The sequence below is a fragment of the Candidatus Andeanibacterium sp. genome (genome assembly GCF_057143545.1).
Genome location: NZ_DBNHSF010000210.1, coordinates 1 through 12,293, shown reverse-complemented (window position 1 = coordinate 12,293; position 12,293 = coordinate 1). Strand labels below are relative to the sequence as shown.

Genomic DNA, 12,293 nt, shown 5'->3' with positions numbered 1-12,293 from the left:
CCTCCGATGCGATCCGCGACGAACTCGCCGCCAAGGGAGTCGAGGTGATGGACGGCGATCCGCTCGGCTGGGAGTGGCAGCTGGACGCTTAGGCGTCTTCCAGCAGCAGCATCTCGACCACGATCGCCAGCGTCGGCTCGGGCGCCAACCGGTGATCGACTTCGCCGACGTTGGCATCGGCGACCAGCTGGCGCGGGATCGCGAATTCATGCTCCGGCAACGCCTCGATCAGGGCCTCGCCCGCGGCCACGCCGTCTGCGCCTTCGAACAGGAGTTCGAGCCGGTGCCGCGTCCCGGCGAAGGTGATGCTTGCCCAGGCGGTCTCGCTATGGCTGGCGATCCGACCATGGCCGCCCGCAAGCTCGAGCAGCGCATCGCGCAGCCGGTCGGCGGTGGTGCGGCGGACGCGCGGGACGCGGGGCACGCTGACGCGATCAGCCCGCATGGCCGGCCTCCCGATAAGTGTTCATGAAATGTTCCACCCTTGCCTCGGTCCTGGTGCGGGGCGTCCGCCCGTTGCGCAAATCGAGCACGAAGCGCGGATCGTGCGCCGCGAGACGGCCGAATTTCGTCGCCGGCATGTCGGTCGCGCGGAGGAACTTTTCTATCTTTCGGATCAACATCGGCACCTCGTTTGGGAATAATTACTTGGCGAATCGCGATCGGGATTTGCTCGCGCATGAAATCCTACTTGTCTAGGAAAAATCCTACGCGTAGGATGAAGCGTTGTGAAAATCGTCGCCAATAATGCTTCCGATGCCCGCCACCGCCTGGCCGAACTGGCGGAGGCACGAGGCGTGAGCCTGGCCTCGCTTTCGCGCCTGATCGGACGAAACGGCACCTATCTTCAACAATTTATCACCAAGGGCAGTCCCAAGCGCCTGGCCGAGGACGACCGGCGCATGCTGGCCCGGTTCTTCGGTGTCGCGGAAGCCGAGCTGGGTGGCTCGACGGATGTTTCCTACGATTCGCAAAGGAAGTCCGACTGGGCGGAGATTCCCCGCCTGCCGCTCGATGCTTCCGCGGGGCCAGGTACGCTGGCGGGCGAGGAGGCTGCCTTCGACGCGTTCCGCTTTTCCGCTCGCTGGCTGCGCGAGCAAGGTCTCGATCCGCAGCGGCTTTCGGCGATCGCGGTTGCCGGAGATTCGATGGAACCCGAATTGCGCGACGGCGACGAGATCCTGGTCGACCGCAGCAAGCGAACGTTGCGCGAAGGGATCCATGTCATCCGGTTGGGCGACGCGCTGCATGTCAAACGCGTGCAGGCGGGGCGACCGGGGCAGTTGCTACTGATCAGCGCAAATCCGGCCTATCCGCCGATCGAGGTCGGGCTTGGCGAGGCGGAGATCGTCGGGCGGGTGGTGTGGAAGGGAGGGCGGCTCTGAACCAGGGACAACGGGGCGCCGACCTCCCTTCCACCATCGTCACCTCGCGTGCTGGAGTTCCTTCATCAGCAGCCGGGACTTTCCGCCTGCCGCGTAGGACTTCTGCCAGCTGTCATATTCGAACCGGCTGAGGCGATAGAGCGAGAGAGCCCTGGAAAGGCTGAGCATTCCCGACTGGACGGCACGGACCACGGCCGCCTTTTTCGATGCGCTCCAGCGGGTCGAATAGGTGGTTGGAAGGTCAGAACAAATCTTCCTGATATCGTTGTTCTTCAAGGCAATAATGGACATTTCAGGGCTCCATATTGGCCCCCCTGTGCGTGTAAAGGTCTACCGAATGGGTTAATTCCGTCTTATCGAACATGGTTAATTTCGGCCAAACGTGCCACGGCGGCGTTGGCCCGATGTGCCGAGAAACCGCCCTCCCCCTTGATGGGGGAGAGTTGGGTGGGGATGATCTCCCGGACCTTAGTTACGGCACCCCCAACCAACTTCGCCTAGCCAGCAAGCTGGCAAAGCTTCGTATCCTTCCCCCATCGAGGGGGAAGGTCTTGTCAGCCGTCCGTCTCTCCTTCACCTACCCATCATGGAAGCGCCCAAGACCCCACCGATGCGCGCGGCGATCATACCGGTGACGCCGCTGCAGCAGAATTGTTCGCTGATCTGGTGCACCGCGACGATGCGGGGTGCGCTGGTCGATCCTGGCGGCGATCTCGACAAGCTCAAGGACGCTGTCCGACGTGCCGGGGTGACGCTGGAGAAGCTGCTCGTCACCCACGGCCATATCGACCATTGCGGCCAGACCGGCATTCTCGCCAGGGAACTCGGCCTGCCGGTCGAAGGGCCGCAAGAGGCCGACCGCTTCTGGATTTCCCGGCTCGACGAGGACGGCAGGCGCTGGGGGCTAACCGGCGAACCCTTCGAACCCGACCGCTGGCTGGTCGATGGCGACACCGTCACCGTGGGCGAGGTCGAACTCGAAGTGATCCATTGCCCGGGCCACACGCCGGGCCATGTGGTGTTTTTCAACCGCGCCACCAAATTCGCGATTGTCGGCGACGTGCTGTTTCGCGGCTCGATCGGGCGGACCGATTTCCCGATGGGCAATCACCAGGACCTGCTCGATTCCATCACCAAGAAGCTCTGGCCGCTCGGAAGCGAGGTTACTTTCATTCCCGGCCATGGCCCGGTGAGCACATTCGGCCAGGAGCGGATCGATAACGGCTTCGTCAGCGATGCCGCGATGGCGGGGCGCTAGGCCTTCTTGGATTCGGCCTTCTTCTGCTTCTTGATCGAGCGCGAGACCGGGCAGACTTCCTGCAGGTAGCAATTTAGCGTGTTGGCGAGATTGTCCTCGACCAGACGGTAATGAACGAATTGCCCACGCTTCTCGCGCCCCACCAGCCCGGCATTTTCCAGCACCGAGAGATGCTGGGACACGGCCGGGCCCGAGATGTCGAATCGCTCGGCGATCTGGCCGGCGGTCATTTCGGAATCGCCCAGATAGGCAAGAATCTTGCGACGGACGGCGGAGGAGAGGGCTTCGAAAACGCGTTGCATGACGCTCATATAAGTTATTGCTTAATTGCTTTCCAGTCGGTATCTGTATTTAAGCTATTAGTTAATTAATGAGGGATGACCATGAGTCGGACGTCACGCGATCGCTGCGAAGTGAACTGGCTGGTGGAAACACTCGGCGCCAATGCCGCGAAGGGGACCGTCCGCTGGGATCCCGCCCACAGCGCCTGGAACGGCGGCATGTTGGCAGTGGCGCTTTTGTTCGGGCCGGTGACCGCGACTCCCGCGGCGCTCGTTATCTTTGTCCTGTTAACCGGCGGCGCGGTGCTGCTCGGCCATTCGGTTGGCTTCCACCGCCTGCTCATCCATCGCAGCTTTGCGACCAAGCCTTGGATCGAGCGCTTCCTGGTCTGGATGGGCACCGTCGCCGGGATGAGCGGGCCGATCTGGATCGTCCGCACCCACGATCTGCGCGACTGGGCGCAGCGGCAGCGCAATTGCCACGATTACCTCGCGCATCGCCGACCGATGCTGGTCGACGCGTGGTGGCAGCTCCATTGCCGGCTGCAACTCGACGCGCCGCCGAAATATGATCTGGGGCGGATCGAGCGCGACGGCTTCTACCGCTTCCTCGAGCGGACCTGGATGGCACAGCAATTACCGGTCGCGGCGGTGCTGTGGCTGGTCGGCGGATGGGGCTTCGTCGTGTGGGGCGTCTGTGCACGGGTGGCAATCACGGTGCATGGACACTGGTTCGTCGGACACCTGGCGCACCGGCGCGGGCCGCAGACTTGGTTGGTCAAGGCGGCTGGCGTACAGGCATACGATGTGCCCTGGGCGGCGATCCCGACCATGGGCGAGGCGTGGCACAACAACCACCATGCCTTTCCCGGCTCGGCCCGGATCGGGCTGTACCCGGGTCAGAGCGACTGGGGCTTTGCGTTCATTCGCCTGCTGGAGCGATTGGGGCTCGCCTGGGATGTCTGCCTTCCGGCGATGATGCCCGAACGCCGGGAACAGCTCGCGCTCGTCAATCTACGTCCGCTGCGGCAGCTCGGGAAAAGGCGGAGAGGCCCGGCATGGTGACTGAAGCGCAACACGAGCCGCCGAACCATGGGGAAGGCTGCATCACAATGGGCGTGGTGGCGTTTTCGGCGAGGCCGGTATCACAGGTGCACTGCTTTGTATGGGCTCTGATGCCTTACCCAAGCTAGACCACTCTTGCCGCAATCAGCACCGCAAACACCGACAGGCCGAGCAGGGTCAGCATCGTCACCATGATGCCGATATTGCGGCCCAGTCCGAGCTTCCCGCCGTCCATCCCGAGCGCATGGGCGATCCGGCCGAGGATGAAGACCCCAGCGACATAGGCGAGCCATTGCCCGCCTTTCCCGGCCAGTTCGACGGCCGCGACCAGCAGCAAGACGAAGGGCACGTACTCGGCGAAATTCAGCTGCGCGCGCATCCGCCTCACGAGCGATTCGTGCCCGCCATCGCCGACGCTGACCTTGAGCTCTCCGCGCAGCCTGCCGATCCGCATTCCGAGCCAGATATTGATCAGCCCGGCTGCCGCGCAGGATGTCAGGGTTACGGGTAGGATCATCGCCAATGGCCTCCTCTTTCTCGCCGCGATTGCTACAGCCTTGCCGGAGCGCTTGCAACGCGTGTGAAAATCGCTATACGGCGCGCCTTCGCCGCCATGGTTGGGCACATTCGACCATGCACTTGTGCATGGCAGGGGCTTCGCCTAGTGCGGTTTCGATTGTGAACGAATTTTTGCAGGAACAGGTGACGAAATGGCCGTCCCCAAGAGAAAAGTCTCGCCGCATCGCCGTGGCATCCGGCGCTCGCATCATGCCCTCAAGGCGGACGCATTCCACGAGTGCTCGAATTGCGGGGAGCTCAAGCGCCCGCACAACCTGTGCCCGCATTGCGGCTATTACAACGGGCGTGAGGTCGTTGAGCCCAAAGGGCTCTAAGACCCGCCTTCAGGAGACAATTCGATGAGCCTGCCGCGTATCGCCGTTGATGCGATGGGCGGCGATGAAGGCGTGCGCGTGATGGTCGAAGGCGCTGCGCTGGCGCGGCGCAAGCACGACCGGTTCAAATTCCTGCTGGTGGGTGACGAAGCGCGGATCAAGGCCGCGCTCGAAGACCATCCGAACATGCGCGGGGCTTCCGAAATCCTCCATTGCGAGGATGTTGTCGCAGGCGACGAGAAGCCGACCCAGGCGCTGCGCCGGGCCAAGACCACTTCGATGGGCCTCGCGATCAATGCGGTCAAGGAAGGGGAAGCCGGGGCCGCCGTGAGCGCCGGCAACACCGGCGCGCTGATGGCCATGTCCAAGCTCGCCTTGCGCACCATGCCCGGAATCGACCGTCCGGCCCTGGCGGCGCTTATGCCGACGCTCGGCGAACATGACGTTGTGATGCTCGACCTTGGCGCGAATACAGATTGCGATGCCCGCAACCTTGTCCAGTTCGCGATCATGGGAGCGGCCTATTCGCGGATCGTCACCGATCAGCCGGCACCGCGGGTGAGGCTGCTCAATATCGGGACCGAGGATACCAAGGGCACCGAGCAATTGCAGGAAGCCGCCAACCGGCTGCGCGAAGCGACCGGCCTTGCCATGAAGTTCGAAGGGTTCGTCGAAGCCAACGGCCTCTCGCGCGGGGATGTCGATGTGGTCGTGACCGATGGTTTTTCGGGCAACATCGCCTTGAAGGCGGTGGAAGGAACCGCGCGGTTCGTGGCGGACCTGCTGCGGCGAAGTTTCCAGAGTTCGTTGCGATCAAGGATCGGGTTCCTGATCAGCCGGCCGGCGACCGAGCTGCTGCGCGGTCACCTCGACACCAACAATCACAACGGGGCGGTATTCCTCGGCCTGAATGGCGTGATCGTGAAGAGCCATGGCGGGGCGACCGCGCTCGGTGTCGCAAACGCCGTCGCCGTGGCTGCGCGCCTGCTCGAGGAGAAGCTCACCGAGCGGATCACCGCCGGGCTTGCCGAACTTGGCGAGCAGCGCCTGCGCGACGGCGAATACAACAACGATCCAGCCCATGGCAGCGAGGCCGCCGAATGATCCGCTCCGTCATCAAGGGCAGCGGATCCGCCCTACCCAAACGCGCCGTGAGCAACCAGGAACTGGCGAAAACGGTCGACACCTCGGACGAGTGGATCGTCGATCGGACCGGGATCAGCAATCGCTACATCGCGGGCGAGGGCGAAACGACCTCTTCCCTTGCCACCGAAGCGGCCAGGAACGCGATGGCGGCTGCCGGGGTCGAAGCGCCGGAGATCGACCTGATCGTCCTCGCCACCACGACGCCCGACCAGACATTCCCGGCATCGGCGACGATCGTGCAGGACGCACTGGGTTGCAACGGCTGCACCGCGTTCGACATCGCGGCCGTATGCTCGGGCTTCATCTATGGAATTGCGGTGGCCGACTCGATGCTGCGGACCGGCCTCGGCAAATGCGCGCTGGTGATCGGCTCGGAAACCATGAGCAAGCTGATCGACTGGGACGACCGGGCGTCCTGCGTGCTGTTCGGCGACGGAGCGGGCGCGGTCGTGCTCAAGGCGGAAGACGTCGCCCACGACGGCCCGGGCATCCTGGTATCGAAGCTCCATGCCGACGGTGCCCTCAACGAACTGCTGTACTGCGACGGCGGGCCGTCCACCTCCGAGAATGTCGGCAAGCTCAAGATGAAGGGGCGCGAAGTCTTCCGGCATGCGGTTGTCAACCTTGCCAATGTCCTGGACGAAGTCTTGGACGAGGCGGGAATCGAGGCTTCCGACCTCGATTGGGTCGTGCCGCACCAGGCCAATGCCCGCATTCTCGACGCGACTGCCCGCAAGCTGGAACTCCCGCTCGAAAAGGTGGTCGTAACGGTCGATCGGCATGCCAACACTTCGGCCGCTTCGGTCCCGCTGGCGCTCGATGTCGCCATTCGCGACGGCAGGATCAAGGCGGGAGATCTGGTCATGCTGGAGGCGATGGGTGCGGGCTTCACCTGGGGGGCCACGCTCCTGCGCATGTGACGCCGCGGGATGAGATTCGTCTCCCGCGATATTGCCAAGTTTCCACAAAGTGTTAGTCTGGGTCCTTGAGGGGAGTCTGTCGGGGTCACGCAACCATGAGGGGGCGAAGAGATGATGCGTTCAGTAGGCACATTGACCCGAGCTGACCTTGCCGAAGTCATCAATCGCAAGATGGGCTTCTCGCGGGCCGAATCGCTCGATCTTGTCGAACAGGTGCTCAATCACATGAGCGATGCACTCGCTCGCGGGGAGAATGTGAAGGTTTCCGGTTTCGGGACTTTCCTTCTGCGCGACAAGAAGCAGCGGATCGGTCGAAATCCCAAGACGGGAGTCGAGGTGCCGATCACGCCGCGCCGCGTCCTGACCTTCCGTGCCAGCCAGATCCTCAAGGACCGGATCGCGAAGGGCTGAACCGGCGATGGCGGACCCGCGCTTCACAGACGGCAAGGATGCCGCCGCCCTGCGTACTATCGGCGAGGTAGCCAACGCGCTGGGGATCAAACAGCACGTGCTGCGCTACTGGGAACAGCAGTTCCCGACCCTCAATCCCCTCAAGCGAAGCGGAGGCCGGCGCTATTACCGCCCCGAAGACATAAGGATTGTCGATACGATAAACCGCCTGGTGAACCAGGAAGGCTATACGCTGAAGGGGGCAAAGCAGGCCCTGCAGGGAGCTGCGTCCACGGCACGGCCCGAGTCGGCAGCCAATGCAAAGATCGTCCCTCAGTTGCGGGCGCTCCGCGAAAAACTGGCTTCGGCGCTCGACTGAAGCCTAATATTCGGGCCCCAGTTCGGGATCGAGGTCGCGCGGGCGGGCTAGGTGGACAAGGCTGCCGCAACCGGGCGAAAGCTGGGTCCAATCATCGATCTTAAGCTCCAGCACTGCGAAACTGGCGGTCGGGAGTTTTGCTGCGACCTGGTCGAACAGGCGATTTTCACCCTCGGGCGGAACCAGGTCGAAAATCAATTCCTGCAGCCCGGGATTGTGACCCGAAAGCAGGACCGCTTCAGGATCGCCTTCGACCGCCCTGAGCAACTCTGTCAACATCGTCGAGCTGGCAAGATAGGCCCTGTCCTGCCAATCGATCCTGACACTGCTGCCATTGTCCAATCCTGCCGCTTCGAGCGTAAGCCTGACCCTGACGGCCGGGCTTGCAAGGATATGGTCCCAACTGACGCCATAATCGCGAATATGGTCGCCCATCAGGGCGGCGCCCTTCCTGCCCCTGCGGTTAAGGCCGCGGTCGAAATCGCGCAGGTTCAAATCGTCCCAATCGGACTTCGCATGGCGCAGGATGCCGAGCAGCTTCAATTCCGGCTCTCTTCCCTAGTCGCGCGCTGGAGTGGATACGGGGCTCGCGTCGCTCGCGACTGAAACACCGCCCGAGAGCCGTTGTAAAGCCTCTTCAAGGGTCAACCTGATGATCGGAGTCCCCTTAGGAAAAGCGGTGAAAAGCCGGCTCGGGAAAGCCGCCGACAGCACGACGAAGTGCCCTCTGTCCCGATGGGTCCGGATCAGCCGGCCGAAGGCCTGGGACAGCCGCGCGCGAATGATGCGATCGTCATAGGCCGATCCGCCATTTGCCGCCCGCCGCGCCCGGTGGAGGATCGAGGGCTTAGGCCACGGGACCTGTTCCATCACCACGCAGCGCAGCGAGTGTCCGGGAACGTCCACTCCGTCGCGCAGCGCATCGGTACCGAGCAGCGAAGCGCGCGGATCGTCGCGGAAGATGTCCACCAGCGTACCGGTGTCGATCGGGTCGACATGCTGCGCGTAGAGCGGCAGGCCGTCCCTGGCGAGCCGGTCGGCGATCCTGCCATGAACAGCCCGCAAGCGCTTAATGGCAGTGAACAAGCCCAAAACTCCGCCCTGCGAGGCTTCGATGATCCGGGCATAGCCGCCCGCCAGCGCGGGAATGTCGCCCTTCTTGATGTCGGTCACGATCAGCACTTCGGCATTGCCGGCATAGTCGAACGGGCTTTCCTGTTCGCTCAGCTGCGGCACGACATCGAGCCAGTTGGCGCCCGAACGGACCAGGGCGGCGGTCCAGTCCTCTCCGTCCTTCAGCGTGGCGCTGGTCAGCATCACGCCATGCGCGGGCTCGAGCACGACTTCGGCAAACGGCTTCATCGGATCGAGGAAATGGCGGTGGATGCCGACATCGAATTCCCTTGCATCCGAGCGATCGACCGCGAGCCAGTCTATGAAATCGGGATCAGCCGGACCGCCCATCCTGTCGAGCAGGGCTTCCCACGCAGAGAGCATCCCGATCCGCCAGCTGAGCGAAAAGCGCGCGCCATCGATCCGCGCGCGGTTCTGCGCATCCAGCCAATCGGGCGCATCCTCCAGCAAGGCCTCGAGCCTCACGCCCAGTTTCATCAGGTGTACCCGGATTTCGGCCAATGCCGATTGTGCCTGCGTCGCCAGTTCGATGAAATTGCCGTCGAGCTGGGCGGCTTCGGTCTCGATCGCGTACCCCGCTTCCTGCCCGCCCGATTCGTCGCGCGCATAGGTCAGCGATCGAACGGCCGCGAGCAGGCCCTCGATCGGACCGGACGGCAAGTTTTCCGCAAGCCTCTGCAGCCAGCCCTCGCCCGGAAGCGCCCCGGCCGCCGCGATCGCCGCGGCGATCGCCTTGCCGCCAGCCTTGTCATAGCTCGCAACGTCGGCAAGCCGCGCGGCCAGACCGCGCCTGCGCCCCTTGGAGTTGCGCTCGGGTCCGATGATCCAGCGGCGCAGTTCGATGCATTCGAGCCCGGTCAGCTCCGCGGCAAAGGTCGCATCCGCGGCTTCGAACACATGGTGCCCTTCGTCGAAGATGATCCGCGTCGGGCGCTGCGCATGATCCCGTCCGCGTGCCGCATTGACCATCACCAGCGCATGATTGGCGATCACGAGGTCGGCTTGTGCGCTCGCCCGCGCCGAGCGCTCGATGAAGCATTTGCGGTAATGCGGACAGCCGGCATAGATGCATTCGCCGCGCTGGTCGGTGAGCGAAGCGATGCCCCGGCGGCGGAACAGGGCGCCGAGCCAGCCCGGCAAATCGCCACCCACGACATCGCCGTCCTGCGTGTAGGCGGCCCAGCGCGCGACCAGTTGCGCCAAGATCGCCGCCCGGCCGCTGAAGCCTCCCTGCAGCGCATCCTCCAGATTGAGCAGGCAGAGATAGTTCTCACGCCCCTTGCGGACCACGACCGGCCGGCTGCCATCGGGCCGCTCGGCGGGACCGGATCCGTCGAAGATGCGGCTGCTTTCCTGCCTGAGCTGGCGCTGGAGGTTCCTGGTGAAGGTCGACACCCAGACCGTGCCGCCCGAGCGCTCGGCCCAGAGCGAGGCCGGGGCGAGGTAACCCAAGGTCTTGCCGATCCCCGTACCCGCCTGGGCCAGCAGCATTCGCGGCGCATCGCGCCGCTGGCGCGGAGCGAAAATATGTGCGGCCTCGGCGGCATAGGCGCGCTGGCCGGGGCGCTCTTCGGCGTCGCTGCCGATCAGCCGGTCGAGCCGCTGCTCGACCTCGGACAGGTCGAGCGTCACCTGCGCCGGCGGGGGTCGCTCTGGCGCCTCTTCCCATTCGGGCAGGCGCGCAAAGAGCCAGCGTTCGGCGCGCTGCGGTTGCTCGACATGCGGCGCGATGAACTGTGCCCAGGGCCAACGCAGGCGGGCGAGCGATTGGAGCGCGGTCCAGGCGCCCTCGCGCTCGGCCCAGTCCCCGCGCGAACAGGTATCGGCAAGGACCGCCGCGGCCTGTTGCAGGAAGGATGGCACGTCCTCGTCGCTTGCGGGTTCCGGGAGTCCAAGCGCATGCGCAAGTCCTTTGGGAGTCGGGACACAAAACCGGGCGGGATGGACGAAGGCGAACAGTTCGAGCAGGTCGAGGCCGGAAAGATCCGGATAGCCGAGCCGGGTGGCGACCAGCGGCGCGTTGAGGAGCAGGTGCGGCGTGTCGGCGACCGCCATGATCGCCTGGCCCTTGCCGACAGAACTTGTCTCGCCCGCTCCCGGCCGCAACCAGCTGCCGGCATGGCTCGAATGCAGCGCGGGGAGCGTGACGGCGGTCATGTTCCGAGCCTAGAACGGAAATGGAACGGCGGGCAAGTTCAGCTGCCCCTGTTTACGCACTCCCAGCTGTCCGGATCATTGGCAGCGCCACCGGTAAAGCGAGCGACCTTCGGCCAGGCGCAGACTTTGCGGGTGATCTCGCCGCCGCGCGTCGCCACCAGCGCTTCGGGCGCCTTGCCGCTGTCCATCCACTCGTCGAGCGCTTCCAGCAGGCCGAGATCGTCGGCGCCCGGACCGCCGCGGCAATGGGGGACGGCGGGCAAGGGGAAGTAGCGGACGCTTTCGTGGATGGACGGATCGCGGGAATAGGCGTCATCGACATAGTCCGCCGTGGCCACGGTGCTCGGTGCCTGGTCGTTCTCGCCGTGCCAGATGAGGAGCTTGCCTCCGGCCTGCGCGAACGCGGACAGGTCCGGGTTCTTGGCTTCGTAGGTCCGGGCGAACTGGCTTGCTCGGGCCCTAGTTGCATCGGCGGCGGTGAAGTTCGCGAAATCGAACGCGGAATCGCCCAGCAGCGGTCCGCCCAGCGTCATGATCCCGCCAGTATTGCCAGGAGCCAATTCGGCACCATCGGCAGCGATGAAAGGAATCCAGCCGGGTTCGCCGCCCCTGGCCAGCGGCAGCATCGCCCATTCGCCATCCGGCGCCCGGATCCCCGCATAGGCGGTGCGCAGGGCCTCGGCCTGGCCCGGCGAGATGCAACTGCCTGCCTCTTGCCCGGACTTGCAGACCAGCTCGCCCGGATCCCAATCGCAGGCGCGCGGATCGTTGATGATGCCGTCGGCCAGCCCGTCATTCGCATCGCAGGCGTTCAGCACGGCGCGATTGACCAGTCCCAATTGCTCGGCTGTCAGGCCCGCTCCCGGCCGCCGGAAAAGATTGCTGCGCATGATCGCGCTGGTCTGGACCTGGAGCGTGTAGACCGGGGCCCCGGCGCTGATCGCGTCGTAGTCGTCCGGAAAGCGCTGGGCTTCCATCAGCGCCATCCGGCCGCCGGTCGAACAGCCCTGGAAATAGGCGCGCTCGTGCGGCTCGCCGTAATAGGAAGCGATCAGCGCCTTGCCCGAGACGGTCATTTCGTGAACTGCACGCCAGCTGAAGTCGTCGACGCTGGCTGGGTTCGACGCCCAGCCATTGTACCAGACATCGGTCTCGGGATGGCCGCCATCGGTCTGGGCCGTGGCATAGCCCGCCAGCAGCCCCTCGCGGGCCGCGAACAACGAGACATTCCCGGCAAAGCCGCCGCCGCCGAGCCCCAGCATCCGGCCGTTCCATTGTTCGGGCA

The 12,293-nt window shown here is 64.5% G+C and carries 16 protein-coding genes; 8 read left to right on the top strand and 8 right to left on the bottom strand.

All coding sequences use genetic code 11. From position 1 onward, the window contains the following. Positions 1-88: 88 nt before the first annotated feature. A complete protein-coding gene (locus AC16XC_RS12320; RefSeq protein WP_484034954.1) occupies positions 89-445 on the bottom strand; it encodes a hypothetical protein in 357 nt (118 codons plus the stop codon). After that, positions 435-623 carry a hypothetical protein gene (locus AC16XC_RS12315; protein ID WP_484034953.1) on the bottom strand — a complete coding sequence of 63 codons (189 nt, stop codon included), beginning with the start codon at positions 621-623 and terminating at the stop codon, positions 435-437. Before AC16XC_RS12315 ends, AC16XC_RS12320 begins: the two co-directional genes overlap by 11 nt. 111 nt (positions 624-734) lie before the next feature. Here AC16XC_RS12315 and AC16XC_RS12310 point away from each other — a divergent pair, with 111 nt between their 5' ends. Continuing rightward, the gene (locus AC16XC_RS12310) at positions 735-1,385 is read left to right on the top strand and encodes a S24 family peptidase (RefSeq protein WP_484034956.1); all 651 of its coding nucleotides are present in this window, start codon (positions 735-737) and stop codon (positions 1,383-1,385) included. A gap of 39 nt (positions 1,386-1,424) precedes the next feature. Here the strand turns inward: AC16XC_RS12310 and AC16XC_RS12305 are convergent, their stop codons facing one another. Then, positions 1,425-1,676 (bottom strand): DUF1153 domain-containing protein, encoded by a 252-nt coding sequence (locus AC16XC_RS12305; RefSeq protein WP_484034952.1) that lies wholly within the window; start codon positions 1,674-1,676, stop codon positions 1,425-1,427. A 319-nt stretch (positions 1,677-1,995) separates the two neighbouring features. On the opposite strand from AC16XC_RS12305, the gene AC16XC_RS12300 reads away from it, so the two are divergent. Further along, the gene (locus AC16XC_RS12300) at positions 1,996-2,643 is read left to right on the top strand and encodes an MBL fold metallo-hydrolase (protein ID WP_484034955.1); all 648 of its coding nucleotides are present in this window, start codon (positions 1,996-1,998) and stop codon (positions 2,641-2,643) included. Here the strand turns inward: AC16XC_RS12300 and AC16XC_RS12295 are convergent. Next, positions 2,640-2,945: a metalloregulator ArsR/SmtB family transcription factor gene (locus AC16XC_RS12295; RefSeq protein ID WP_484034951.1), complete on the bottom strand. Its 306-nt coding sequence runs from the start codon at positions 2,943-2,945 to the stop codon at positions 2,640-2,642. The genes AC16XC_RS12300 and AC16XC_RS12295 overlap by 4 nt on opposite strands. 81 nt (positions 2,946-3,026) lie before the next feature. On the opposite strand from AC16XC_RS12295, the gene AC16XC_RS12290 reads away from it, so the two are divergent. After that, positions 3,027-3,989, top strand: coding sequence for an acyl-CoA desaturase (locus AC16XC_RS12290; RefSeq protein WP_484034950.1), 963 nt, complete (start codon positions 3,027-3,029; stop codon positions 3,987-3,989). A gap of 124 nt (positions 3,990-4,113) precedes the next feature. Here the strand turns inward: AC16XC_RS12290 and AC16XC_RS12285 are convergent, their stop codons facing one another. Further along, positions 4,114-4,506, bottom strand: a complete 393-nt coding sequence (locus AC16XC_RS12285; RefSeq protein WP_484034949.1) for an MAPEG family protein — start codon at positions 4,504-4,506, stop codon at positions 4,114-4,116. A gap of 193 nt (positions 4,507-4,699) precedes the next feature. Here AC16XC_RS12285 and rpmF point away from each other — a divergent pair, with 193 nt between their 5' ends. The 5 genes from rpmF to AC16XC_RS12260 all read left to right on the top strand — a co-directional run bounded on the left by rpmF (position 4,700) and on the right by AC16XC_RS12260 (position 7,717). Then, positions 4,700-4,882: a 50S ribosomal protein L32 gene (gene rpmF / locus AC16XC_RS12280; RefSeq protein WP_484034948.1), complete on the top strand. Its 183-nt coding sequence runs from the start codon at positions 4,700-4,702 to the stop codon at positions 4,880-4,882. 24 nt (positions 4,883-4,906) lie between these two features. After that, the gene (gene plsX / locus AC16XC_RS12275; RefSeq protein WP_484034947.1) at positions 4,907-5,986 is read left to right on the top strand and encodes a phosphate acyltransferase PlsX; all 1,080 of its coding nucleotides are present in this window, start codon (positions 4,907-4,909) and stop codon (positions 5,984-5,986) included. Beyond that, a complete protein-coding gene (locus AC16XC_RS12270; RefSeq protein ID WP_484034946.1) occupies positions 5,983-6,948 on the top strand; it encodes a beta-ketoacyl-ACP synthase III in 966 nt (321 codons plus the stop codon). The genes plsX and AC16XC_RS12270 overlap by 4 nt, the downstream gene beginning before the upstream one ends. 111 nt (positions 6,949-7,059) lie before the next feature. Then, positions 7,060-7,359, top strand: coding sequence for an integration host factor subunit alpha (locus AC16XC_RS12265; protein WP_484034945.1), 300 nt, complete (start codon positions 7,060-7,062; stop codon positions 7,357-7,359). Between the two features lie 7 nt (positions 7,360-7,366). Beyond that, entirely contained in the window at positions 7,367-7,717 is a 351-nt protein-coding gene (locus AC16XC_RS12260; RefSeq protein ID WP_484034944.1) for a MerR family transcriptional regulator, read from the top strand. A 3-nt stretch (positions 7,718-7,720) separates the two neighbouring features. Here the strand turns inward: AC16XC_RS12260 and AC16XC_RS12255 are convergent, their stop codons facing one another. The 3 genes from AC16XC_RS12255 to AC16XC_RS12245 all read right to left on the bottom strand — a co-directional run. Beyond that, the gene (locus tag AC16XC_RS12255) at positions 7,721-8,260 is read right to left on the bottom strand and encodes a SixA phosphatase family protein (protein ID WP_484034943.1); all 540 of its coding nucleotides are present in this window, start codon (positions 8,258-8,260) and stop codon (positions 7,721-7,723) included. Between the two features lie 15 nt (positions 8,261-8,275). Continuing rightward, on the bottom strand, positions 8,276-11,008 hold the full coding sequence (locus AC16XC_RS12250; RefSeq protein ID WP_484034942.1) for an ATP-dependent DNA helicase: 2,733 nt from the start codon (positions 11,006-11,008) through the stop codon (positions 8,276-8,278). Positions 11,009-11,046: 38 nt separating this feature from the next. After that, a partial coding sequence (locus AC16XC_RS12245) for a tannase/feruloyl esterase family alpha/beta hydrolase (protein ID WP_484034941.1) occupies positions 11,047-12,293 on the bottom strand: 1,247 nt, incomplete at its 5' end.

What these genes read in the sequence shown, in the direction of transcription:
- AC16XC_RS12250 (WP_484034942.1), bottom strand. Translation starts at nt 11,008, where the DNA reads ATGACCGCCGTCACGCTCCCCGCGCTGCATTCGAGCCATGCCGGCAGC.
- AC16XC_RS12295 (WP_484034951.1), bottom strand. Translation starts at nt 2,945, where the DNA reads ATGCAACGCGTTTTCGAAGCCCTCTCCTCCGCCGTCCGTCGCAAGATT.
- AC16XC_RS12300 (WP_484034955.1), top strand. Translation starts at nt 1,996, where the DNA reads ATGCGCGCGGCGATCATACCGGTGACGCCGCTGCAGCAGAATTGTTCG.
- AC16XC_RS12285 (WP_484034949.1), bottom strand. Translation starts at nt 4,506, where the DNA reads ATGATCCTACCCGTAACCCTGACATCCTGCGCGGCAGCCGGGCTGATC.
- AC16XC_RS12265 (WP_484034945.1), top strand. Translation starts at nt 7,060, where the DNA reads ATGATGCGTTCAGTAGGCACATTGACCCGAGCTGACCTTGCCGAAGTC.
- AC16XC_RS12320 (WP_484034954.1), bottom strand. Translation starts at nt 445, where the DNA reads ATGCGGGCTGATCGCGTCAGCGTGCCCCGCGTCCCGCGCGTCCGCCGC.
- AC16XC_RS12260 (WP_484034944.1), top strand. Translation starts at nt 7,367, where the DNA reads ATGGCGGACCCGCGCTTCACAGACGGCAAGGATGCCGCCGCCCTGCGT.
- AC16XC_RS12270 (WP_484034946.1), top strand. Translation starts at nt 5,983, where the DNA reads ATGATCCGCTCCGTCATCAAGGGCAGCGGATCCGCCCTACCCAAACGC.
- rpmF (WP_484034948.1), top strand. Translation starts at nt 4,700, where the DNA reads ATGGCCGTCCCCAAGAGAAAAGTCTCGCCGCATCGCCGTGGCATCCGG.
- AC16XC_RS12305 (WP_484034952.1), bottom strand. Translation starts at nt 1,676, where the DNA reads ATGTCCATTATTGCCTTGAAGAACAACGATATCAGGAAGATTTGTTCT.
- AC16XC_RS12315 (WP_484034953.1), bottom strand. Translation starts at nt 623, where the DNA reads ATGTTGATCCGAAAGATAGAAAAGTTCCTCCGCGCGACCGACATGCCG.
- AC16XC_RS12290 (WP_484034950.1), top strand. Translation starts at nt 3,027, where the DNA reads ATGAGTCGGACGTCACGCGATCGCTGCGAAGTGAACTGGCTGGTGGAA.
- plsX (WP_484034947.1), top strand. Translation starts at nt 4,907, where the DNA reads ATGAGCCTGCCGCGTATCGCCGTTGATGCGATGGGCGGCGATGAAGGC.